Annotated in this window: 18 protein-coding genes and 2 pseudogenes; 10 read left to right on the plus strand and 10 right to left on the minus strand. The window is 67.9% G+C overall.

Going from position 1 to position 19,489, the window contains the following annotated elements; translation table 11 throughout:
• Positions 1–6: 6 nt before the first annotated feature.
• Together SALMUC_RS03740 and SALMUC_RS03745 are read right to left on the minus strand one after the other, a co-directional pair.
• Positions 7–966: a glutathione S-transferase family protein gene (locus SALMUC_RS03740; protein ID WP_020039798.1), complete on the minus strand. Its 960-nt coding sequence runs from the start codon at positions 964–966 to the stop codon at positions 7–9.
• 46 nt (positions 967–1,012) lie between these two features.
• Positions 1,013–1,837, minus strand: coding sequence for a VOC family protein (locus SALMUC_RS03745; protein WP_020039799.1), 825 nt, complete (start codon positions 1,835–1,837; stop codon positions 1,013–1,015).
• Between the two features lie 128 nt (positions 1,838–1,965).
• Between SALMUC_RS03745 and SALMUC_RS03750 the strand changes: the two are divergent.
• Positions 1,966–2,861, plus strand: a pseudogene (locus SALMUC_RS03750) (LysR family transcriptional regulator).
• A 44-nt stretch (positions 2,862–2,905) separates the two neighbouring features.
• On the opposite strand, the gene SALMUC_RS03755 reads toward SALMUC_RS03750, so the two are convergent.
• From SALMUC_RS03755 to SALMUC_RS03780, 6 genes are all read right to left on the minus strand, one after another.
• Positions 2,906–3,772, minus strand: a complete 867-nt coding sequence (locus SALMUC_RS03755) for an HpcH/HpaI aldolase/citrate lyase family protein (RefSeq protein ID WP_020039801.1) — start codon at positions 3,770–3,772, stop codon at positions 2,906–2,908.
• Positions 3,769–4,998 (minus strand): CaiB/BaiF CoA transferase family protein, encoded by a 1,230-nt coding sequence (locus SALMUC_RS03760; RefSeq protein WP_020039802.1) that lies wholly within the window; start codon positions 4,996–4,998, stop codon positions 3,769–3,771. The genes SALMUC_RS03755 and SALMUC_RS03760 overlap by 4 nt, the downstream gene beginning before the upstream one ends.
• A gap of 10 nt (positions 4,999–5,008) precedes the next feature.
• Entirely contained in the window at positions 5,009–6,520 is a 1,512-nt protein-coding gene (locus SALMUC_RS03765; RefSeq protein WP_020039803.1) for a tripartite tricarboxylate transporter permease, read from the minus strand.
• A gap of 19 nt (positions 6,521–6,539) precedes the next feature.
• Positions 6,540–6,986, minus strand: a complete 447-nt coding sequence (locus SALMUC_RS03770) for a tripartite tricarboxylate transporter TctB family protein (RefSeq protein WP_020039804.1) — start codon at positions 6,984–6,986, stop codon at positions 6,540–6,542.
• Positions 6,987–7,070: 84 nt separating this feature from the next.
• Complete coding sequence (locus tag SALMUC_RS03775; RefSeq protein ID WP_020039805.1) at positions 7,071–8,036, minus strand: Bug family tripartite tricarboxylate transporter substrate binding protein; 966 nt, start codon at positions 8,034–8,036, stop codon at positions 7,071–7,073.
• 68 nt (positions 8,037–8,104) lie between these two features.
• Entirely contained in the window at positions 8,105–8,842 is a 738-nt protein-coding gene (locus SALMUC_RS03780) for an IclR family transcriptional regulator (protein ID WP_021119798.1), read from the minus strand.
• A 485-nt stretch (positions 8,843–9,327) separates the two neighbouring features.
• Here SALMUC_RS03780 and SALMUC_RS03785 point away from each other — a divergent pair, with 485 nt between their 5' ends.
• The 5 genes and pseudogenes from SALMUC_RS03785 to SALMUC_RS31490 all read left to right on the plus strand — a co-directional run bounded on the left by SALMUC_RS03785 (position 9,328) and on the right by SALMUC_RS31490 (position 13,733).
• Positions 9,328–10,509 carry an amidase family protein gene (locus SALMUC_RS03785; RefSeq protein ID WP_020039807.1) on the plus strand — a complete coding sequence of 394 codons (1,182 nt, stop codon included), beginning with the start codon at positions 9,328–9,330 and terminating at the stop codon, positions 10,507–10,509.
• A gap of 91 nt (positions 10,510–10,600) precedes the next feature.
• Positions 10,601–11,704 carry a TRAP transporter substrate-binding protein gene (locus SALMUC_RS03790; RefSeq protein WP_020039808.1) on the plus strand — a complete coding sequence of 368 codons (1,104 nt, stop codon included), beginning with the start codon at positions 10,601–10,603 and terminating at the stop codon, positions 11,702–11,704.
• Positions 11,705–11,801: 97 nt separating this feature from the next.
• Positions 11,802–12,416, plus strand: coding sequence for a TRAP transporter small permease subunit (locus SALMUC_RS03795; RefSeq protein ID WP_020039809.1), 615 nt, complete (start codon positions 11,802–11,804; stop codon positions 12,414–12,416).
• A pseudogene (locus SALMUC_RS31485) lies at positions 12,413–13,072 on the plus strand (TRAP transporter large permease subunit); the annotation flags it as partial. The gene SALMUC_RS03795 and the pseudogene SALMUC_RS31485, both read left to right, overlap by 4 nt.
• A gap of 106 nt (positions 13,073–13,178) precedes the next feature.
• The gene (locus SALMUC_RS31490; protein WP_021119800.1) at positions 13,179–13,733 is read left to right on the plus strand and encodes a TRAP transporter large permease subunit; all 555 of its coding nucleotides are present in this window, start codon (positions 13,179–13,181) and stop codon (positions 13,731–13,733) included.
• Positions 13,734–13,773: 40 nt separating this feature from the next.
• Here the strand turns inward: SALMUC_RS31490 and SALMUC_RS03805 are convergent, their stop codons facing one another.
• Together SALMUC_RS03805 and SALMUC_RS03810 are read right to left on the minus strand one after the other, a co-directional pair.
• Complete coding sequence (locus tag SALMUC_RS03805; RefSeq protein ID WP_051155861.1) at positions 13,774–14,424, minus strand: GntR family transcriptional regulator; 651 nt, start codon at positions 14,422–14,424, stop codon at positions 13,774–13,776.
• A gap of 188 nt (positions 14,425–14,612) precedes the next feature.
• Complete coding sequence (locus SALMUC_RS03810; RefSeq protein WP_020039812.1) at positions 14,613–15,275, minus strand: GntR family transcriptional regulator; 663 nt, start codon at positions 15,273–15,275, stop codon at positions 14,613–14,615.
• Positions 15,276–15,430: 155 nt separating this feature from the next.
• Here SALMUC_RS03810 and SALMUC_RS03815 point away from each other — a divergent pair, with 155 nt between their 5' ends.
• The 4 genes from SALMUC_RS03815 (at position 15,431) to SALMUC_RS03830 (ending at position 19,485) form a co-directional block, all read left to right on the plus strand.
• Positions 15,431–16,468 carry a DctP family TRAP transporter solute-binding subunit gene (locus SALMUC_RS03815; RefSeq protein WP_020039813.1) on the plus strand — a complete coding sequence of 346 codons (1,038 nt, stop codon included), beginning with the start codon at positions 15,431–15,433 and terminating at the stop codon, positions 16,466–16,468.
• 67 nt (positions 16,469–16,535) lie between these two features.
• Positions 16,536–17,027 carry a TRAP transporter small permease gene (locus SALMUC_RS03820; protein ID WP_020039814.1) on the plus strand — a complete coding sequence of 164 codons (492 nt, stop codon included), beginning with the start codon at positions 16,536–16,538 and terminating at the stop codon, positions 17,025–17,027.
• Positions 17,027–18,298 (plus strand): TRAP transporter large permease, encoded by a 1,272-nt coding sequence (locus SALMUC_RS03825; protein ID WP_020039815.1) that lies wholly within the window; start codon positions 17,027–17,029, stop codon positions 18,296–18,298. The genes SALMUC_RS03820 and SALMUC_RS03825 overlap by 1 nt, the downstream gene beginning before the upstream one ends.
• 32 nt (positions 18,299–18,330) lie before the next feature.
• Positions 18,331–19,485: a mandelate racemase/muconate lactonizing enzyme family protein gene (locus SALMUC_RS03830; RefSeq protein ID WP_020039816.1), complete on the plus strand. Its 1,155-nt coding sequence runs from the start codon at positions 18,331–18,333 to the stop codon at positions 19,483–19,485.
• The last annotated feature ends 4 nt before the right edge of the window (positions 19,486–19,489 follow it).

A 19,489-nucleotide genomic window follows, 5' to 3' on the forward strand; every position in this document is an offset into this window, starting at 1 on the left:
CGGGGCTCAGGCCTCCAGCAGATCAGCCACGTGCGCCGGGCCGCTCGGCCGGATGCCGCTCGGGTTCAGGGCCTTGATCGAGTAGTAGCCCCGCGTGATGTGATCCATGTTCACCGTTTCCGCCACGCCCGGCAGACGCAGGATGCGAGCCATGTAGCCGGACAGCCGCGGATACTGCGCGATCAGCCGGCGATTGGTCTTGAACAGCCCGTGATAGGCCGCGTCGAAGCGGATCAGCGTCACGAAGGTGCGGATATCGGTCTCGGTCAGCCGCTCTCCGAAGAGGAAATCCCCCTCCAGCCGCGCCTCGAGTTCGTCCAGCATCTCGAAGACGCCCTCCACCGCCTCGTCGTAGGCGTCCTGCGACGAGGCGAAACCGGCCTTGTAGACGCCGTTGTTCAACTTGTCGTAGATCCGCGGGTTCAGCGCGTCGATTTCCTCGGCAAGATCAGTGGGGTAGAGCCGGATGTTCGAGGGCGCGATCTCCTCGAAAGCGGTGTCGAACATGCGCAGGATGTCCGCGCTCTCGTTGTTGACCATGACGCCGCGTTTCATGTCCCAGAGCACCGGCACCGTGGCGCGCCCGGTGTAATGCGGCGCGGCGCGGGTGTAGAGTTCGTGCATGTATTGCGCGCCCATCAGCGGATCGGCGTCGGCGCCCGGATAGCCGCCGAAGCGCCAGCCCTGGTCGCCGACCGTCGGATTGACCACCGTGACCGGAATCAGATCCTCCAACCCCTTGAGTTTGCGGGCAATCAGCGTGCGCGAGGCCCAGGGGCAGATCAGCGCGACGTAGAGCCGGTAGCGGCCGGCCTCGGCCTCGAAGCCGCCGTCACCCGTGGGGCCCGGGCGTCCGTCGGGGGTGATCCAGTTGCGGAACTCCGAGACCTGCCGCACGAAGCGGCCCTTTTCGTCGGCCTTCTGCACCGGCTGCCAGTTCTCGACCCATTTTCCGTCGACAAGCATGGCGGTTCTCCTTTCAAGTCAATCTGTTCAGGGGGGATCTTCGCGCTCAGGACAGCGCGAAGGCCGTGCCCCAGGGGTCGTTGAAGCGATCGCTGCCGAGGCGCGAGGTGATGGTCTCACGCGCCTGCGGGCTGACGCCCAGCGTGACCTCGGCCAGCCCCGCCGCGCCCGCGTCGCGGGGCCCGGCCCGCCGGCTGTTCCAGACGTTGCCGGCCAGCTGGTGGTGATAGCCGCCGCTGCCGTAGAAGCTCGCGCCCGGATAGGTCGCGGCAATGTCGAAGCCCAGCTGGTCGCGGTAGAAGGCATCCGCCTTGTCCGTGTCGCCCACCTGCAGGTGCACGTGCCCGATGATCCCGGCCTCGGGGAAGCCGGCCCAGGACTTGCCCCCGGCCTCTTTCAGGAGCCCCTGCACGTCGAGCGGGTCGGTCGACATGCGGATCGCGCCCGTGCTGTCGTGCCAGCGGCTCGGCGGCCGGTCGACATAGACCTCGATGCCGTTGCCCTCGGGGTCGGCCAGGTAGATCGCCTCGCTCACGAGGTGGTCCGAGGCGCCCTGAAGCGGCACGCGCGCCTCCATGGCATGGGTGAGCCAGCGGGCGAGATCCCCGCGCGCGGGCAGCAGGAAGGCCGTGTGGAACAGCCCGGCCTGCCGCGGATCGCGCGGCCGCAGGGCAGTGTCACCGTCGAGGTGAAGCAGCGGCGTCTCCCCCGCGCCGAGGGTCACCTGGTCCGCCGATTGCGACAGCGTGGCGAGGCCCATGACGTCGCGGTAGAAGCCGGCGACTGTCTCGATGTCGCGCACGCGCAGGCGGACGGCGTCGATGCGGATCGGGGCCGCGGTCATGTCGAATGAGTCGGTTTGCGTGGTCATGTCGGACCTCCTGTTCTCCGTGCCCGGCGGGTGCCGGGCTGTTGAGAGAGAAGATAGGTCTTGCCCGAAATCAACGAAATGACGATTATATGGAATGACTATCCTCGAAACGTTCTTAAATCCTTTGCATGGACACCATCGATGAACTCCGCGCCTTCGTGGCCACCGCGCAGACCGGGTCGTTCACCCGGGCGGCGGACCAGCTTGGCGTCTCTAACCGGCTGACCTCGAAATACGTGGCCGACCTCGAGCGGCGCCTCGGCGTGCGGCTTCTTCAGCGGACCACGCGCAAGGTCGGCCTGACCCCGGCGGGCGAGGACCTGCTGGCGCGGGCGCCGGCTCTGATCGACGATCTCGACGACCTCTTCGGCGAGGTCTCGGAGGGCTCGCGCGGGCTCACCGGGGTGATCCGCATCTCGGCGCCGGTGACCTTCGGCGAAGCCTACGTGGCGGGCATGCTGGGCCGGTTCGCCCGGCAGAACCCGGACCTGTCCTTCGACCTGCGGCTGAACGACAGCTACGTCGACCTCGCGAGCGAGGGGATCGACCTGGCCTTTCGCATGGGGCAGTCGGAGATGCTCTCGCTCAAGGCGCGCAAGCTGGGCAGCTTCGTCAGCCTGCTGGTCGCCAGCCCCGACTACCTCGCGCGGCAGGGCGCGCCGTCACGGCCCGCCGACCTCATCGACCATGCCTGCATCGTCGACACCAACCGCCGCATGCCGAACAGGTGGGTTTTTCCCGCGATGGCGAGAAGGCCGTCGTCAACGTGCGCGGCCGGTTCCAGGTCAATTCGGCGCGCGCCGCGCTGGCCCTGGCGGCCGACGGCATGGGGGTCGCCTATGCGCCGCGCTTCGCCGCGCACGGGATGCTGGCCTCCGGCGCGCTTGTGCCCCTGCTGCAGGACCACGAGGGCGAAAGCGGCCCGGTGAGCGCGCTCTACCTCGAGGGACGGGTGCTACCGCGCAAGGTTCGCGCGCTCATCGACTTCGCGGCGCAGGACATGCGAGCGACCACGCTTCTTTGACGCCGAGCGGGCAGCGCTGGCGGCCTGACCCTGGCGGAGGGGCCTCAGTCGGCGGTGGGTGCGAGGCGGCGCCGAGCGAGGGTCCGCCGTGCCCGCTCGAGGATCGGCTTGTCGATCATCCGGCCGCCAACCGAGACCGCGCCGCGCCCCTCGCGGGTGGCGGCCTCCATCGCCTCGACGACCTCTTCCGCCCAGGCGATGTCGTCCTCGGAAGGGGAGAAGCCGCGGTTCAGCGGCGCGACCGCGCCGGGGTGGACGGCCGTCGCGCCCGAAAAGCCGAAGGCCGCCGAGCGCGCGGCCAGCTCGCCGATGCCATCGCCGGAATAGGCCGCCACGCTGTCGAGCAGCCCCAGCGGCGCGATCCCCGCGGCGCGGGCGGCGTAGACGATCTGCTGTTTCGCCCCCAGCAGCGTGGCCTCGGACGGCACGATCCCGCAGGTTGCGGCGAAGTCCTCGCTCCCCAGCAGCAGGGCCACCACGCGCGGGTGCGCGGCAGCGATGGCATGGGCCGCGTGCAGGCCCGAGGGGCTTTCGATCAGGGGGACGATCCCGGTGCGGCCCGCCGGGTCGAGCGTGTCGAGCGCCTCGGCGACCATGCGCACCTTGCCCGCATCCTCGCACTTGGGCAGCAGGATCGCGGCGAGGTCTCGCCCGGCCACGAGGTGCAGGTCGCCCGCGAGATGCAGCAGCTCGCCGTTGACACGCAGGCAGAGGTCCGAGGGTCCCCGTTCCAGCTCGGGCAGGGCCCCGGCCACCATGTCGCGCGCCGCCTGCTTCCGGTCGGCGGGGACGCTGTCCTCGAGATCGAGGATCAGCGCGTCGGCGCCACGGCTCTGGGCCTTGCCGAGGAAGCGTTCGTTGTTGCCCGGCACGTAGAGAAGCGAGCGCCAGGTCGCGGCCTGTTCCCTCATTCCGAATGCTCCCCGACGAGCCCGCTTTCGAAGAGCTGCGCCGCCTCGGTGGCGTCGAAGCCCGCGTCCGACAGGATTTGCCGGGCGTGTTCCGAGATGTGCGGGGCAGGGCGGTGAAAGGTTCCCGGCGTCGCCGAGAGGCGCGGGACCGGCGCGTGCATGGGCGCGCCGCCCAGATCCTCGTCGGGCAGTTCGACGTAGATGCCGCGCTCGCGGAAATGCGGGTCCTCCGAGATGTCGGCGATGTCGTAGACCGGTGCGGCGGTGATGCCGTTGCGGTCGAAGATGTCGAGGACTTCCTCGGTGCTGCGCGCGCCGACCCAGTCGCCGACGATCTTGTCGACCTCCGCCCGGCGGGCGACGCGGCGCTCGTTGGTGCAGAAGTCGGGATGCTCGATCAGGTCCTCGCGGCCGATGCAGCGGAAGACGCGCTCGGCGGTCTTCTGCATCGAGGCCGAGAGCGCGATGTAGCCACCGTCCTTCGCCTGGTAGACGTTGCGCGGGCTCGAGGTGTTCGAGCCGTTCCCCAGCCGCGGTTTCGGCGTGTGCGAGATCTGGAAGTCCAGCGCCTCGGGCCCCAGCACCGAGGTCATGGCGTCGAGCAGGCCGAGGTCCACGACCTGCCCGCGCCCGGTGGTCTCGCGGGATCGCAGCGACATCAGGATCGCGTTGGAGCCGTAGAGCCCCGCGATCATGTCGGCCAGCGCGAGCGGCGGCAGGAGCGGGTCGCCGCCCTCTTCGCCGTTGCGGGAGGCAAAGCCCGACATGCCCTCGACCAGCGTGCCGAAGCCCGGCCGCGAGGAGTAGGGCCCGGTCTGCCCGAAGCCCGAGACCCGCAGGATCACCAGCCCCGGGGCCAGCTCGTGCAGCACCTCCGGCCCCAGTCCCATCTTCTCCAGCGTGCCGGGGCGGAAGCTCTCGATCAGCACGTCGGCCCCCGCGACCAGCCGCTTCAGCAGCTCGACGGCGCCCTCCTTGCGGAAATCGAGGCCCAGGCTGCGCTTGTTGCGGCCGTAGACGGTCCAGAAGGTCGACTTGCCCTCGCGCTTCCAGGCCCTCAGCGGGTCGCCGGTCGGCAGGGGCTCGACCTTGATGACGTCGGCGCCGAAGTCCGCGAGTTGCAGCGAGCACATGTTCCCGGCGACGAGGCGCGACAGGTCGACGACCCGGATGCCCTCCATCGGCCCGCCGGCGGTTTCGTCGAAAGTCTTTTTCTGCCAGCTCATGTCGTTTCCTTCACTCTTCGGGGTTCCGCATCTCGCGCAGTTTGCGCGCGCGCAGGCGGCCGAAAACCGAGCCCGCGACGATGAGGATCATCAGGACGAGAATGGTGAGAGAGATCGGCCGTTCCACGAAGATCGCGGCGCTGCCCTGTCCCAGCATGACCGACTGCCGGAAATAGTTCTCGGCCAGCGGCGCGAGCACCACCGCCAGGATGAACGGCCCGGTCGGGTAGTCGTTCTTCTTGAACAGGTATCCCACGACGCCGAAGATCAGCATGATCCAGATGTTGAAGGCGCTGTAGCTGAGTGAAAAGGCCCCGACGACGCAAAGCGCGATGACCACGTTCGCCAGATTGTTCTGGATCGTGCGCAACAGGTTCACGAAGACCGGGATCAGCAGGACGTTCGACAGCAGCAGGAAGAAATTCGCAAGCACCAGCCCCGCGATCATGGCCCAGACGATGTCGCCCGAGGTCTGCATCAGCAGCGGCCCGGGCCGCAGTCCGAACATGATGAGCGCGCCGAGCATGATCGCCGTGCCGCCCGAGCCGGGGATGCCCAGCGTGATGAGCGGGATGAGCGAGCCGGGCACCGCCGCGTTGTTGGTGGCCTCGGGGCCCGCGAGGCCGCTGATCTCGCCGGTGCCGAACTTCTCGGGCCGCTTCGAGAGGCGCTTTTCCAGGGCGTAGTCGAGGAAGGTCGCCACCGTCGCGCCGGCACCGGGCACGATGCCGATGATGGTGCCAAGCACCGAGCCGCGCATGGTGGGGGCGGCGGCCTCGCCCAGCTCGGCGCGGCCGGGGACGAATTCCTTGACGCTGAACCGGGGCTTGCCGAGTTCCAGCTTCACCTTCTTCTCGAGGTTGTAGAGGACCTCGCCCAGCCCGTAGAGGCCGATGATGATCGCGACGAAGTCGATCCCCTCGATCAGTTCGGGCACGTAGGCGAAGCGGATCTGACCCGAGACGTAGTCGCTGCCGAAGCTGCTGACGAGCACGCCGAGGCAGGTGACGAAGAAGGCCTTGAGCATGCTGTCGCCGGCCAGGAGCATGACCGTGGCCAGGCCCACCGCCATCAGCAGGAAATACTCCGGCGGCCCGAGGAAGATCGCGTAGGAGGCGATGATCGGCGCGAGGAAGATCAGCACGCCCAGGCCGAAGAGACCGCCGATGAAGGAGGCGACCGCCGAGATGCCGAGCGCCATGGCCCCGCGTCCCTGCTTCATCATCGGGTAGCCCTCGAGGGCCGTGATGATCGCCGGCGCGTCGCCGGGCGCGTTGATGAGGATCGCGGTGATCCGTCCGCCGTACATGGTGCCCATGTAGACGCCGGTGAGCAGGCACAGGCCCGAGGCCTCGTTCATGCCGAAGGTGAGCGGGAGCATCAGGGCGATGCCCGCCGAGGGGCCAAGCCCGGGCAGGGCGCCGACGACGGTGCCGATGAGCCCGGCCGCGAAGATGATGGCGATGTTGAACGGGGTCAGCACTTCGCCGAACCCCATCATCAGGTTGCCTAAGGCTTCCATTGGGAAAGCACCTTTCTTTTCAGGTGACCGGGATGTTCAGCCAGAGATTGAAGATCGCGAAGACCGCGGCGAGCGTGATCGCGTTGAGGATCAGCGCGCGGATCAGCGAGTGGCCCAGCATGGTGATCGAGATCACGATCATCACGGCGTAGAGCGGGGCGAGCACCGATCCGAAATGCATCAGGTAGGTCGCGACGAAGAGCAGCGCGGCGGCGCCGATGGCGGGCAGTGCGGCGCGGACGCGGTCGCCCACGGCGCTGGGGTCCTCGTCGTCGTCGGGCGCCTTGCCGCGCGACTTGAGCAGGATCAGCAGGCCCAGGACCAGGGTCGCGACGGCGAAGTTCATCGGCACGAAGCCGGGGCCGAAGCCCTGTGCCGAGAAGTAGCGGAATTCGAGGCTCTGGTAGCAGAGCACGGCCGCGAAGACGGCGATCGTGGCGATGAGGACGAGTTCGGACGCTCGCATGGAATCCTCCGGCGAGTTTGAGACACGTTGCGATGGCAGGGGGAAGGGGCCCGGCCCGCCGCTGGCGGGACCGGGCCGGGGGGATTACTGGCTCAGCATGTCCAGTTCGCCGAGGGTCTCGCGGTAGACCTCTTCGGTGTTGCCGAGGTAGTCGGCGAACTCGTCGCCGGTGATCACGAGGGGCACGACCGCGTTGGGCTCGATGTACTCCTCCTGCCAGGCCTCGGTCTCGAAGAGCGTGGTCACCAGCTCGGTCAGCGCCTCGCGCGCCTCGTCCGGGATGTCCGGCGCGGCGGTCAGGCCGCGGAAGAGGCTGATGGTGATGTCGACGCCCTGCTCGGTGAAGGTCGGCACGTCCGGCAGGTTGTCGATACGCTCCTCGGTGCTGATGGCCAGCGCACGGAACTGGTCGCTGTCGAGGTAGTCCGCGACGGGGCCGGGGTTCGTGATCGCGAAATCGATCTGGTTCGACAGCAGGGCCGTCACCACCTCGCCGTCACCCTGGAACGGGATGAAGTTGAGGCTCAGATCCGTGGCCTTGGCCAGCTGCATCGTCACGATGTGCTCGATGCTGCCCGTCGCGGTGCCGCCGACGTTCAGCGTGTCCTCGGCCTCCATCAGCTGCTCGAGGCGCTCGTAGCCGCTGGCCGCGTTCACCACGAGAAGCTCGGGGTCGATGCCGAGGCGCGCGATGGGCGTGAAGTCGGAGTAGTCGAGGCCGATGTTCGAGGTCAGCGGCGTCGCGATGTGCGACGAGGTGATCGACATCAGGTAGTGCGGGTCGCCCTCGCGGGCGTTGAGATAGCCCATGGCCACGGCCGAGCTGCCGCCTTCCTTGTTCACGACGTTGATCGGCACGTCGATGAGGCCCTGCTCCTCGATGAGCCGGGCCATGGTGCGCAGCATGGTGTCATGACCGCCGCCCGGGCCGTAGCCCGCGACGAACTCGAGCGGGCGCTCGGGGAAATCCTGCGCGGCCAGCGGGCCTGCGAGGGCGGCGATGCCGAGACCGGCGATGCCGAGCGTTCTGGTGAGTGCGGTGAGTTTCAAGGTATCCTCCCATTGATCCTTTGGGTTCGGAGCCCGCCGTCGCGGCCCCGTCGGGGTGCGCCGTCAGGTCATGATCGACGCGCGAGGGACGCGCTGGCGTCCCGTGCACCGGTGGTCGTGATCTCGATGATCTCGTCCAGGTGGTCTGCGAGCCGGTCGGCTGGACCGGCAATGTTGAGCGCCGCGACAAGCTGGTTGCCGGGGCCATGGATGGGGGCCGCGACACCGGCCGCGCCTTCGACCACGCCGCGGCGCGTCACGGCGTAGCCGTCGCGCCGGGCGGCCTCGACGCGCGCGACGAGCTCGCCCGCGTCGCCGTAGCCGCTGGCCTCGGCCTCGCGGGCGGCGGCGGCAAGCGCGTCCTGTCCGAGCCCGGTCAGCAGCACGATGCCGCTGCTCACGCGGAACGGGTTGCGCAGCACCTCGATGTTGCGGTCGTAGCGGATCTCGCGGTCGGGCAGGGCCTTGCAGAGATAGCGGACCTCATCCTCCTCGAGCACGGCGATGAAGCCCGATTCCCGCGAGCGGTCCACGGCGGCGTCGAGCGCGGCGCGCGTCTGGCGCAGCAGGGTGCCGTGCATCGCGCGGCCCGAGCCCACCTCGCCGGGCAGGCGGACCAGGCGGTAGCTGTTCTCGGTCGCCTTCTCGGCATAGCCCATGTCGACGAGCATCCGCAGCAGGTTGAGCACGCTCGACTTCGGCGCATCCAGCGCCGTGCTGGCCGCCGCCAGCGACACCGCGCCGGGCTGTTCCGCCATCCACTCGAGCAGCAGCAGAACCCGTTCCGATCCTCGCCCCGAACTCATTGTGTGTTCACTATTTTGAACGCGTTCATCATGAGGAACAAGTTACACAGCGAGGCGCAGCCGTGTCAAGCGACCTCCGCCGGCCCCGCCGGACGGCGGATTTCTCGAAATATTGAAAGGTGTTGGAAGACGGCTTCGGGACGCGGTTCCGGTTTTGCCGCGCCGCGGCGGGGCGATCTTTGCGGCAGCGATGATTCTCCGGAGGTCGTTTGCGACGTCGTCGTTCGGCCGGGCGAATTGGCGGTGGACTGACGACTGGTCGAGCGGATCGCGCCCGACGCCAGGGAGACTGCGACGTCCAGGAGGCGCCGCCCGGGCCTTGGAGCGGTTCGACGGTCCGTCCCTTTGTCAGGCCTGCCCAATCTTTCAGCTTGGCGCTTCGAAAGCGCGTGCCGCCTCCGCATCTGAATTTTGAATGATGTATTATATCTTGAAATCGCCCCGGTCGCTCCCGACACCTGAAGCAACGAAACCGGAGACGACCCATGACCACAACGGACCCCGACTGGCTGAAAAGGACCAAGGACGAGGACCGCGAACTTCGCGCCTTCGTGCGCTTCGCGCCGGATCTGCCCGCCGAAAAGCCGGCAATCCGGCTGGGCGTGAAGGACATCATCGACGTCGCCGGCCTGCCGACCGAATGCGGCTCGCAGATCTGCGAGGGGCAGGTGCCCGCCGCGACAGCGCCCTGCGTCGCGATGCTTGAGAAGGGCGGCGTGACGGTCGTGGGCAAGACCGTCACGACGGAATACGCCACCACGAAACCCGGCCCCACGCGCAACCCGCTCAACCACGCCCATTCGCCCGGCGGTTCCTCCTCGGGCTCGGCGGCCGGGGTGGGCAGCGGCGCGCTGGACTGGGCGCTGGGCACGCAAACGGCGGGTTCGGTGATCCGGCCGGCGGCCTTCTGCGGCATCGTCGGCTTCCTGCCGACCGCCGGCCGTATCCCGCGCGGCGGCGTGCGCATCATGTCTCCGACGCTCGACCGCGTGGGGCTCTTCGCCCGCGACGTGGCGGGCATCGAGGCCATGCTGAAATGCTTCCCCGCCTGGGCGCCCGACACGCTGCCGGACCGCCCGCTCCGCATCGCCATGCTCCCCGCCGAGGTCTGGGAGGGCGCCGACGCGGCCACGCGCTCGGTGATCGAGGGCATGGCCGAGGCCATCCGCGCAGCCGGCGATACGGTGATCGACCTGCCCGACGCCGCGCCCTTCCTCGAGATGATGGCGGCGCAGAAGGTGGTCATGGGCTACGAGATCCTGCGCTCGCTGAGCTGGGAGCTCGAGACCCACGCCGACCTGCTCTCGGACGAGCTGCGCGAGTTCTGCGAGGCCTCGCGGGGCATCACGGATCTTGCCTATGCCGAGGCACTGGAGACCGCCGACCGCTTCCGGCTCATGGCGCTGCGGCTCTTCGGCGAGATCGACGCGATCATGGGCCCGGCGTCGGCGCAGTTCCCGCCGGAGGGGCTGTCGTGGACCGGCGATCCCTTCGTGAACCGCATCTGGTCCCTGTCGAAGCTTCCCGCGATCGCGCTGCCGAGCGCCGCCGCCGAGAGCGGGCTCAAGGGATCGGTGCAACTGAATTCCGGATCCGGCCAGGACGCCAGGCTCTGCGCGATCGCCGCGCGCTACGCGCCGCTGGCAGCCGCGATCCGTCCCGGGTGACCTGCGGCCCCGCCGCAGTCGCAACGAACAAGGCATCGCAAAGAATGCCCGCAACTCCCCCAACACAGCCAGACAACAGAGAGGACCAACCATGTCTTTGATCTCGAAGTATGCCGCGCCCGCAGCGGGTGCGGTGATGGGTGCCGCCGTGGCGGTGGCCGCGCTGCCCGCGGCGGCGCAGGAGTACAAGTGGACCGTGCAGACCGCCTACGCGGCGGGGGACGACCTGCACCTGTCCTTCGTGAAGCTCGCCGAGATGGTCGAGGAAATGTCCGGCGGACGCCTCGTGATGGAGGTCAGCCCGGGCGGCGCCTTCGTGCCGGCCTTCGACGTGCTCGACGCGGTCGATGACGGCGTGATCGACGCCGCCGGCGGCGATGCCGACTACTGGGTCGGCAAGCACCCGGCGGGCAGCCTCTTCGCATCGGCGCCGGGCTTCGGCATGCCCTCGATGGACCTGATGGGCTGGATGGAATACGGCGGCGGCAAGGAGCTCTTCGCCGAGTACATCAACGAGACGCTGCAGTTCGACGACACCGTCTCGTTCCTGCTGAGCCCCGCGCAGGCGCAGCCCTTCGGCTGGTTCGAGGAGGCGGTGACCTCGGTCGAGGAGGTGCAGGGCCTCAAGTACCGCACGCCCGGCCTGCCGGTCGACGTGATGCGCGAGATGGGCGCCGCCGTGGTGACGGTGCCGGGCTCCGAGGTGGTGCCCTCGCTCGAGCAGGGCGTCATCGAGGCGGCCGAGTACTTCAGCCCCAAGGCGGACATGATCCTGGGCCTGCCGGACGTGCGCAAGATCTACATGATGCCCAGCTACCTGCAGCTTGGCCTCGTGCAGAACTTCTTCGTCAACAAGGCCAGGTGGGACGAGCTGCCCGACGACCTCAAGGCCATCGTGACCTACGGGGTCATGGCGGAATCGGCCGACTTCTACTGGCGCGGTCTCGACGAGAACTCCAAGGCGCTTGCGACCATGGAGCAGGAGATGGGCGTCGAGGTCGCCGAGACCCCGCGCGACGTCATGAAGGCGCAGCTCGAGGCCTGGACCGCCGTGCTCGACCGCTATGCCGCCGAGGACGAGTTCTTCGCCAAGGTGCTGGACAGCCAGCGCGAATTTGCCGAGCGGGTCGTGCCGCTCAAGGCGCGCATCAACCCGCCCGCCGACATCGCGCTCGAGCACTTCGGCTTCGAGTGACGACGACCGCCCCGCGGGGCGACGGACAGGCGGCCCCCGACGGGCCGCCTTTTCGGATCGCGCGGCAGAGGCCGCCGCGCCAACCGAGGGACTGACGATGACTTCCGAAGACGACGACGAACTGCTGCGCGCGCTCAAGCAGGACGAGGACCTGCCCGACATCGACAAGATGCGGCAGGCGCCCCTTGCGAACATCCCGCAGCCCTATCGCGGGATCGTGCGCAAGATCGACCGCTTCGCCGACCTCTACGGCTACGCGCTGTCGTGGCTGGTGCTCGCGCTGGTGGCCATCGTGGTGATGGAGGCGATCCGCCGCTACGCCTTCAACAGCCCGAGCATCTGGGCCTACGACATGAGCTACATGCTCTACGGCACGATCTTCATGCTGGGGGCAGGGACCACGCTGCGCTTCGGCGGGCACATCCGCACCGACCTGTTCTTCAAGGACTGGTCGCCGCGCACGCAGGCGGCGGTCGATCTGGCCTTCTACGTGCTGCTGTTCTTTCCCGGCATGGTTTTCTTCCTCTGGGCCGGGCTCGAAAAGGCCGTCGATTCCTTCCTGATCTCGGAACGGGCCGCCGCGAGCTTCTGGCGTCCGATCCTCTGGCCCTACCGGGCGGTGATCCCCGCGACCGCGCTCTTCCTGATGATCCAGGGCGTGTCCGAGGTCATCAAGGCCTTCTTCCAGTTCAAGACCGGAGACACCGCATGACCTTCGACGTTGTCCTCGGCTTCATCCAGCTTCTGACCCTTCTCGTGGGGATCTTCGCGGGATTTCCCATCGCCTTCACGCTGATCGTGCTGACGGTCTTCTTCGGCTACATCGGGCTGGGCGATCTGGCCTTCAACCTCATGGTCTACCAGGCTTGGGGCGTCATGAGCACCGAGACGCTGGCCGCCGTGCCGCTCTTCGTCTTCATGGGCTACATCCTCGAGCAGGCGGGCATCATGGAGCGGCTCTTCCGCGGCTTCCAGTTCACGCTGGCCCGCGTGCCGGGCGCGCTTTACATCGGCGTGCTGCTGACCTCGACGATCTTCGCCACCGCGACAGGCATCATCGGCGCCTCGGTGACGCTGATCGGCATGCTGGCCGCGCCGGTCATGACCAAGTCGAACTACGATCCCGCGCTCTCGGCCGGTACGATCACGGCCGGCGGTACGCTGGGCATCCTGATCCCGCCCTCGGTCATGCTGGTGGTGCTGGGGCCGGTGGTGGGGGTCTCGATCCCCAAGCTCTTCGCCGCCTGCATCCTGCCCGGCCTTCTGATCACGGTGCTCTTCCTCGGCTACACGCTCATCCGCTGCTGGCTGAAGCCCGAGCTGGGCCCCGCGCTGCCCGAGGCCGAGCGGCCGTCGAGCTGGAAAGTCGCGCTGCGCGAGCTGGCCTTCGGCATGACGCCGATGCTGATCCTGATCGGCGCCACGCTGGGCAGCATCCTGACCCGGGGTCGCGACCCCGACCGAGGGCGCCGGCATGGGCGCCGCGGGCGCGCTGCTGCTGACGATCTTCTACGGGCGCTTCACCTTCCCGCGCCTGCAGATGGCGCTCTACCAGACCGTGATCGTCTCGAGCATGATCCTTTTCCTGCTGCTGGCCTCGAACATGTTCGGCGCGGTCTTCAACCGCCTTGGCACCGGCCCCTGGATCGCCAACACGCTCGTCGCATGGGACCTGCCGCCGATGGGCGTTGTGCTGGCGCTGATGGTGGTGGTCTTCCTGCTGGGCTGGCCGCTGGAGTGGGCGCCGATCGTCTTCATCTTCCTGCCGATCTTCCTGCCCATCGTGCAGCAGGCGGACCTCGACCTGCTGTGGATCAGCGCGCTGGTCGCGGTGAACCTGCAGACCGCCTTCCTGTCGCCACCCGTGGCGATGGCGGCCTACTACCTCAAGGCGGTGGCGCCGCAGTGGAGCCTCAAGCAGATCTACAGCGGCATGTTCCAGTTCGTGGCGCTGCAGGTGGTGGCGCTGCTTCTGGTGCTGGCCTTCCCCGAGATCGCGCTCTGGCTGCCGCGCGTGATGTTCGACTGACCGGCTCCCGGCTCCGCCTGCAGGGCGGGGCCGGGGCGCCTCAGGCCTGCTGTTCCAGCGCGCTCAGAACGACGTTGCGCACGGTGCCTTCCGCATGGCGGCGCAGCAGCGCCCCGGTGCGCGGCCCGTCACCCTCGCGGATGGCCTGCATGATCTCCTCGTGATCCTGAGCCGCCTGCCGCCAGGTCTCCTCGGTCTTCTGCAGCAGGAAACGGCCCATGTGCATGCGGGCCAGCACGTTCCCGTAGATATCGAGCAGGGTGGTGTTGCCGCCGTGCCGGATGAGCTGTTCGTGGAACTCCTTGTTGGCCTTGCGGTAGCGCACGTCGTCGCGCTCCTCGAAACCGGTGATGATCTCGGCGTGCAGCGCCTCGAGCTCGCCCAGGATCTCGGCCCGCCGGTCGCTTGTCGCAAGAGCGCAGCAGAGCGTCTCGCCGCCCAGTTGCTCGAGCACCGCCATGACGGGCAGCAGTTCCTCGAACTGCTCGGGCGTCACGACCGAGATCGTCGCGCCGCGGTTGGCCACCAGCGTCACCAGGCCTTCGACCGAGAGCGCCTTCAGCGCCTCGCGCAGGGGTGTGCGGGATACCTCGAGCTGTTCGGCGAGTTCCTTTTCGGGCACCTTCGCCCCCGGCTGAAGCGCACCGTCGAGGATCATTTCACGAATTTCCGAGGTGATCTCCTCGTGCAAAGACCGGCGTCCCAAATCTACCGCACCTTTCCCCTTCACCCAAAATGTAATGCATTATTAATTATTCCAGTTCGGGAATCCACGATCGAATCCCCCGCGGCGTCGAGTTTGCCGGACTTTTCGCGGAAAATTGACCTGTTGCGGAAGCCGAACCCGGCGGGCCGGAACAAGGAGGGCAGGGGGCGGGCTCAGCCGCGCGGGGCGCGGCGCAGCTGTTCCAGCAGGTGGCGTTCCGCGCCGCGGGCGTGGCGTTCGACGACCTCCGCTGCCGCCGCCTCGTCCGAGGCCTCGATGGCCGCGATGATCTCGCGGTGTTCTGCGTTCTGCGCGCTGCGGCGGGCCGGGCTGGGCGGATACCGCAGGCCGAGCGCCTGCACGACCTGGCCGTGGCGCTCGCGGATCGCCAGCGCCTCGGAGTTGAAATGCCCCTCGTAGGTGATGGCGTGAAAGGCCTCGTCGAGATCGCGCAACCGCGAGTCGGCCTCGCCGTCCAGCGCCTCGATCTCGTCCTGGATCGCGGACATGCGCGCGATGTCCTCCTTCGTTGCGTGGCCGACGAAAAGGCGGATCAGGTAGGGCTCGATCAGGGCCCGGATGTCGAAGATGTTGCGCAGGAAGTTCTCGTCGAGCTCCCGGACCTTGGCACCGCGGTTGCGCGACAGGATCACGAAACCCTCGCCGCTCAGCTGGTGCAGCGCCTCGCGCACCGGGTTCACGCTGGTGCCGTAGCGCCGGGCAAGCTCCTGCGTCTTCAGCCGCGAGCCGGCCGGCAGGTCGCCGGCAACGATGTCGCGCCGGAGCCGCGCCGGGAGCGGCAGATCGGCCTCTGCCTGCCCGATTTCGTCATTCATATCAGTGGTCTGTTGCTCTTCCACGGCCTTCGTCAAACTCCGATCGTTACATTCATGTAGCTTATCCGAGCTCTTTGGGTGAATAAAGGCCCCTTGATTGTGTGTAATTTGTGTGGAAACGTCCACCTATCAACTCGAAAGGGAGGAGAATCGCGTTGACCTTCAAAGTGAGACAGACCCTGTCGGTGGCCGCCGTGGCACTGGCGGTTGCGGCACCTTCGGCGATGGCCGAGGAGATCAAGTTCGCCTTCGAGATGTTCGAAGGGGACAACCCGGAGTACAACGCGGCCAGCGCGTTCAAGGCCTACGTCGAGAACAAGAGCAACGGCGAGCTGACCGTGCGCCTGTTCCCGGGCAACCAGATGGGCTCGGTCCGCGAGACGACCGAGATGGTGCAGCAGGGCACGCTCGAGATGACGCTGCCCTCGGACGGCGCCTTCGCTGGCTTCTACGCCCCGATCCAGGCCTGGTCGATGCCCTACCTCTTCCAGTCGGCGCCGGTCGCCTGGCAGGTGATGCAGGGCGAGTTCGGCCAGTGGATGCTCGAGGACATCCACGAGCAGACCGGCATCAAGGCGCTGGCCTTCTCGCAGAACGGCTTCCGGTCCTTCATCAACAACGGCCAGCAGATCGTCTCGCCCGAGGACATGCAGGGCATGAAGATCCGCACCATGGAAAGCCCGGTCTACATGGAGATGGTCGAGGCGCTTGGCGCCGACGCCACCCCGATTGCCGGCTCCGAGGCGGTGATGGCCCTGCAGCAGGGCGTCGTCGACGGTCTCGAAAGCCCGCCGCCGGTGCTGCTGGCGGGCGGCTCGGCCGACGTGGCCGAGTACCTGACGGTGAACGAGCACGTCTTCGGGCTGCATGTCGTCGTCGCCAATGACGACTGGTTCAATTCGCTCTCGCCGGCACACCAGAAGATCGTGACCGACGGGGCGCAGCTCTTCGCCAGCGTCGAGAACGTCGAGAAGACCGCCGGCGACTGGGAAGCGCTCCAGGTCATCGCCGAGGAGAAGGGCCTCGACGTCCACGTCTCCACGCCCGAGGAGAAGCAGGCGTTCAAGGATGCGGTCTACGAGCCCGTGCGCCAGTTCGTGAGCGAGCAGGTCGGCAACGAGATCCTCGAGCGGATCGAGACCGCCGTCTCCGAGGCCGAGACCACGCTCTACGGCGACAGCGTCTCGCAGTGACGCCCACCGGGGCCGGGCCGCCGCAGCGGCCCGGCCCGATCCTGCAGCACCACCGCGGATACCCAAGATGACCCTCAAAAGCCTCACGCGACGGCTCGCGGAGGTCTGCGAGCGTTCGGCCGCCGTGATCTTCGCGGCCGTCTGCATTCTGAATTTCTCGCAGGTCTTCGGCCGCTACATGCTCGGCTCCTCGCTGACATGGGCGGAAGAAATCATGCGCTACTCCATGCTCTGGGTGATGATGCTCGGCGGTACGGCGGCGATCTATCGCGGCGACCGCATGGCCGTGGACACGATCCTCGACATGCTCTCGGAGCGGTACCGCCACCTGGTGCGCAGCGCGCTCTTCGGTGTCGCCGGGCTGTTCTGCGCCTTGCTGGTCTGGTTCGGCTGGCCCGCCGCCCTGGCCAACGCGCGCCAGAGCGCGGCGGCCTCGGGGCTGCCCATGGTCGTGCCCTACCTGGCCCTGCCGATCGGCGGCACGCTGATGATCATCGAGATAGCCCTGTGCTGGGCCTCGGGCTTCGAGGACACCCGCTTCGACGAGGAGGCCTACTGATGGCATGGGTCGCAGCTCTGGGCTTCGTGCTCGTCTTCGCCGGCGTGCCGATCGCCTTCGCCATCGGGCTGGGGGGCACGCTGGGCGTCTGGCTCGCCGGCATCCCGGTTCAGGTGATCATCACCCGCTTCTTCGGCGGCGTCGACAGCTTCGTCTTCATCGCCATGCCGTTCTACATCCTCGCCGCCGAGATCATGAACCGCAGCGGCATCACCGAGCGACTGATCCGCCTGACCTCGCTGGCCACCGGCCGGCTGAGCGGCGGCACCGCCTATACAAACGTGGGCACCTCGATCCTCTTCGCCGGCATCTCCGGCGCGGCGGTGGCCGATGCCAGCGCGCTCGGGCGCTTCTTCATGAACGTGATGCCCAAGGAAGGCTACACGCGGTCCTACTCGGCGGCGGTGACGGCGGCCTCTTCCATCGTGGGGCCCATCATTCCGCCCTCGGGACTCGCGATCATCATGGCGGCGGTCACAGGGCTCTCGATCGTCGACCTCTTCATCGCGGGCATCATTCCCGGGCTTCTGCTGGGGGGCGCCTGCCTCGTCGTGGTGCTGGCCACCGCGCTGACCTCCGGGCTCCCGAAGTCGCGCATCGACGTCAAGCGCAGCCAGATCCCGGGGCTCATCCTGGAAGGCGTGCTCGTGGCGGCGTTGCCCTTCCTCATCGTGGGCGGCATGGTGACCGGCGCCTTCACCGCGACCGAGGGCGGCGGCATCGCCGTGGTCGTCGCGGCGGTCATGGGCCTCTTCATCCTGCGCTCGATGTCTCTGAAGGACCTGTGGGACGCTCTCGTGATCGCGGGGCGGATGACCGCGGCGATCTACTTCCTCGTGGCCTCGGCGGCGGTGCTCTCCTACGCGCTGAACCTGCTGGGCATCGGCAGCATGGTCTCGGCGCTCGCGCCCTACTTCCAGGACAGCCCGACGCTGTTCCTCTTCGGGATCATGCTGCTGATGCTGGTGCTGGGCATGTTCATCGACATCGGCGCGGCGCTGATCATCTTCGTGCCGCTGCTGATGCCGACGATCACGCAACTCGGCATCGATCCGATCCAGGCCGCGCTGGTGGTGATGCTGACGCTGGCGATGGGGCTGATCACGCCGCCCTTCGGGGTCGTGCTCTTCATCATGATGAAGATCGGCGAGGTGAAGATGGCCCCGCTGGTGCGCGCCATCCTGCCCTTCGTGCTGGCCGAGCTCGCGGTGATCGTGCTGCTCGTCCTCTTCCCGCCGCTGACCACCTGGCTGCCGAACCTGCTGAACTGAGCCGGCCGCGGCCGGACAACCAAGGACATTCCATGAAGATCACCGCCATCAAGAGCTATCCCGTGCGCGTGGGCCTGCGGAACCAGCTGCTGGTCAAGGTCGAGACGGACGAGGGTCTGTCGGGCTGGGGCGAATCCGGCCTGTCCTACCGCGAGAAGGCGGTGATGGGCGCCATCGAACACTACACGCAATTCCTGCTGGGCCGCGATCCGATGAACGCCGGTGCGCTCTGGCAGGAGATGTATCGCAGCCAGTACTTCGAGGGCGGGCGCGTGCTGAGCGCGGCCATCGCCGCGCTCGACATCGCCTTCCACGACATCCGGGGCAAGGCGCTCGGCGTGCCGGTGCACCAGCTGCTGGGCGGGGCGCAGCGTCAAAGCGTGCCCACCTTCGCCACCACCGCGGCCGAGCCGGGCGAGGAGATGATCGCGCAGGCGAAGCAGCTGATCGACGCCGGCTGGAGCTGCATCCGGCTGATGGCCGCCGGGCAGGAGAACCCCGAGCTTTTCGAGCCACGCGAGTCCATTGCCGAGACGGCGGAATGGGTCACCCGCGTGCGCGAGGAGCTGGGCCCCGAGCCGGTGCTGGGCGTCGAGTATCACCACCGCCTGAGCGTCGCCGAGGCCGCCGCCTTCTGCCAGAAGCTGCCGCGCGGAACCATCGACTTCCTCGAGGAACCGATCCGCGACGAGACAGCCTCGGCCTACGAGGCGCTGCGCCGGATGACCGAGATCCCCTTCGCCATCGGCGAGGAGTTCTCGTCGAAATGGCAGTTCCTGCCCTATCTCGAGGGCGACATCCTGCAATACGCACGCATCGACATCTGCAACGTCGGCGGCTTCACCGAGGCGATGAAGGTCGCGGGCTGGGCCGAAGCGCATTACCTGGACCTGATGCCCCACAACCCGCTGGGGCCGATCTGCACCGCGGCAAGCGTCCACCTGGCCGCGGCGGTGCCGAACTTCGCCTGGCTCGAATGCCGGTCCACGCCGGTCGAGCAGCACCTGGGCTTCGACGACCGCGCGTTCTTTCCGGTCCAGCTCGAACTGGATGGCGCCGCCTACCCGGTGCCCGACACGCCGGGCCTGGGCGTCGAGGTCGACGAGGCACGGCTCGAGGCCGCCGTCTTCGACTATTCCGAACCGCCGCACCTGCGTCGCCGCGACGGCGCGTTCACGAACTGGTAGGCCC

The organism is Salipiger mucosus DSM 16094 (assembly GCF_000442255.1).
Lineage (GTDB): Bacteria > Pseudomonadota > Alphaproteobacteria > Rhodobacterales > Rhodobacteraceae > Salipiger > Salipiger mucosus.

What these genes read in the sequence shown, in the direction of transcription:
- SALMUC_RS03740 (WP_020039798.1), bottom strand. Translation starts at nt 966, where the DNA reads ATGCTTGTCGACGGAAAATGGGTCGAGAACTGGCAGCCGGTGCAGAAG.
- SALMUC_RS03745 (WP_020039799.1), bottom strand. Translation starts at nt 1,837, where the DNA reads ATGACCACGCAAACCGACTCATTCGACATGACCGCGGCCCCGATCCGC.
- SALMUC_RS03755 (WP_020039801.1), bottom strand. Translation starts at nt 3,772, where the DNA reads ATGAGGGAACAGGCCGCGACCTGGCGCTCGCTTCTCTACGTGCCGGGC.
- SALMUC_RS03760 (WP_020039802.1), bottom strand. Translation starts at nt 4,998, where the DNA reads ATGAGCTGGCAGAAAAAGACTTTCGACGAAACCGCCGGCGGGCCGATG.
- SALMUC_RS03765 (WP_020039803.1), bottom strand. Translation starts at nt 6,520, where the DNA reads ATGGAAGCCTTAGGCAACCTGATGATGGGGTTCGGCGAAGTGCTGACC.
- SALMUC_RS03770 (WP_020039804.1), bottom strand. Translation starts at nt 6,986, where the DNA reads ATGCGAGCGTCCGAACTCGTCCTCATCGCCACGATCGCCGTCTTCGCG.
- SALMUC_RS03780 (WP_021119798.1), bottom strand. Translation starts at nt 8,842, where the DNA reads ATGAGTTCGGGGCGAGGATCGGAACGGGTTCTGCTGCTGCTCGAGTGG.
- SALMUC_RS03785 (WP_020039807.1), top strand. Translation starts at nt 9,328, where the DNA reads ATGACCACAACGGACCCCGACTGGCTGAAAAGGACCAAGGACGAGGAC.
- SALMUC_RS03790 (WP_020039808.1), top strand. Translation starts at nt 10,601, where the DNA reads ATGTCTTTGATCTCGAAGTATGCCGCGCCCGCAGCGGGTGCGGTGATG.
- SALMUC_RS03795 (WP_020039809.1), top strand. Translation starts at nt 11,802, where the DNA reads ATGACTTCCGAAGACGACGACGAACTGCTGCGCGCGCTCAAGCAGGAC.
- SALMUC_RS31490 (WP_021119800.1), top strand. Translation starts at nt 13,179, where the DNA reads ATGGGCGCCGCGGGCGCGCTGCTGCTGACGATCTTCTACGGGCGCTTC.
- SALMUC_RS03810 (WP_020039812.1), bottom strand. Translation starts at nt 15,275, where the DNA reads ATGAATGACGAAATCGGGCAGGCAGAGGCCGATCTGCCGCTCCCGGCG.
- SALMUC_RS03820 (WP_020039814.1), top strand. Translation starts at nt 16,536, where the DNA reads ATGACCCTCAAAAGCCTCACGCGACGGCTCGCGGAGGTCTGCGAGCGT.
- SALMUC_RS03825 (WP_020039815.1), top strand. Translation starts at nt 17,027, where the DNA reads ATGGCATGGGTCGCAGCTCTGGGCTTCGTGCTCGTCTTCGCCGGCGTG.
- SALMUC_RS03830 (WP_020039816.1), top strand. Translation starts at nt 18,331, where the DNA reads ATGAAGATCACCGCCATCAAGAGCTATCCCGTGCGCGTGGGCCTGCGG.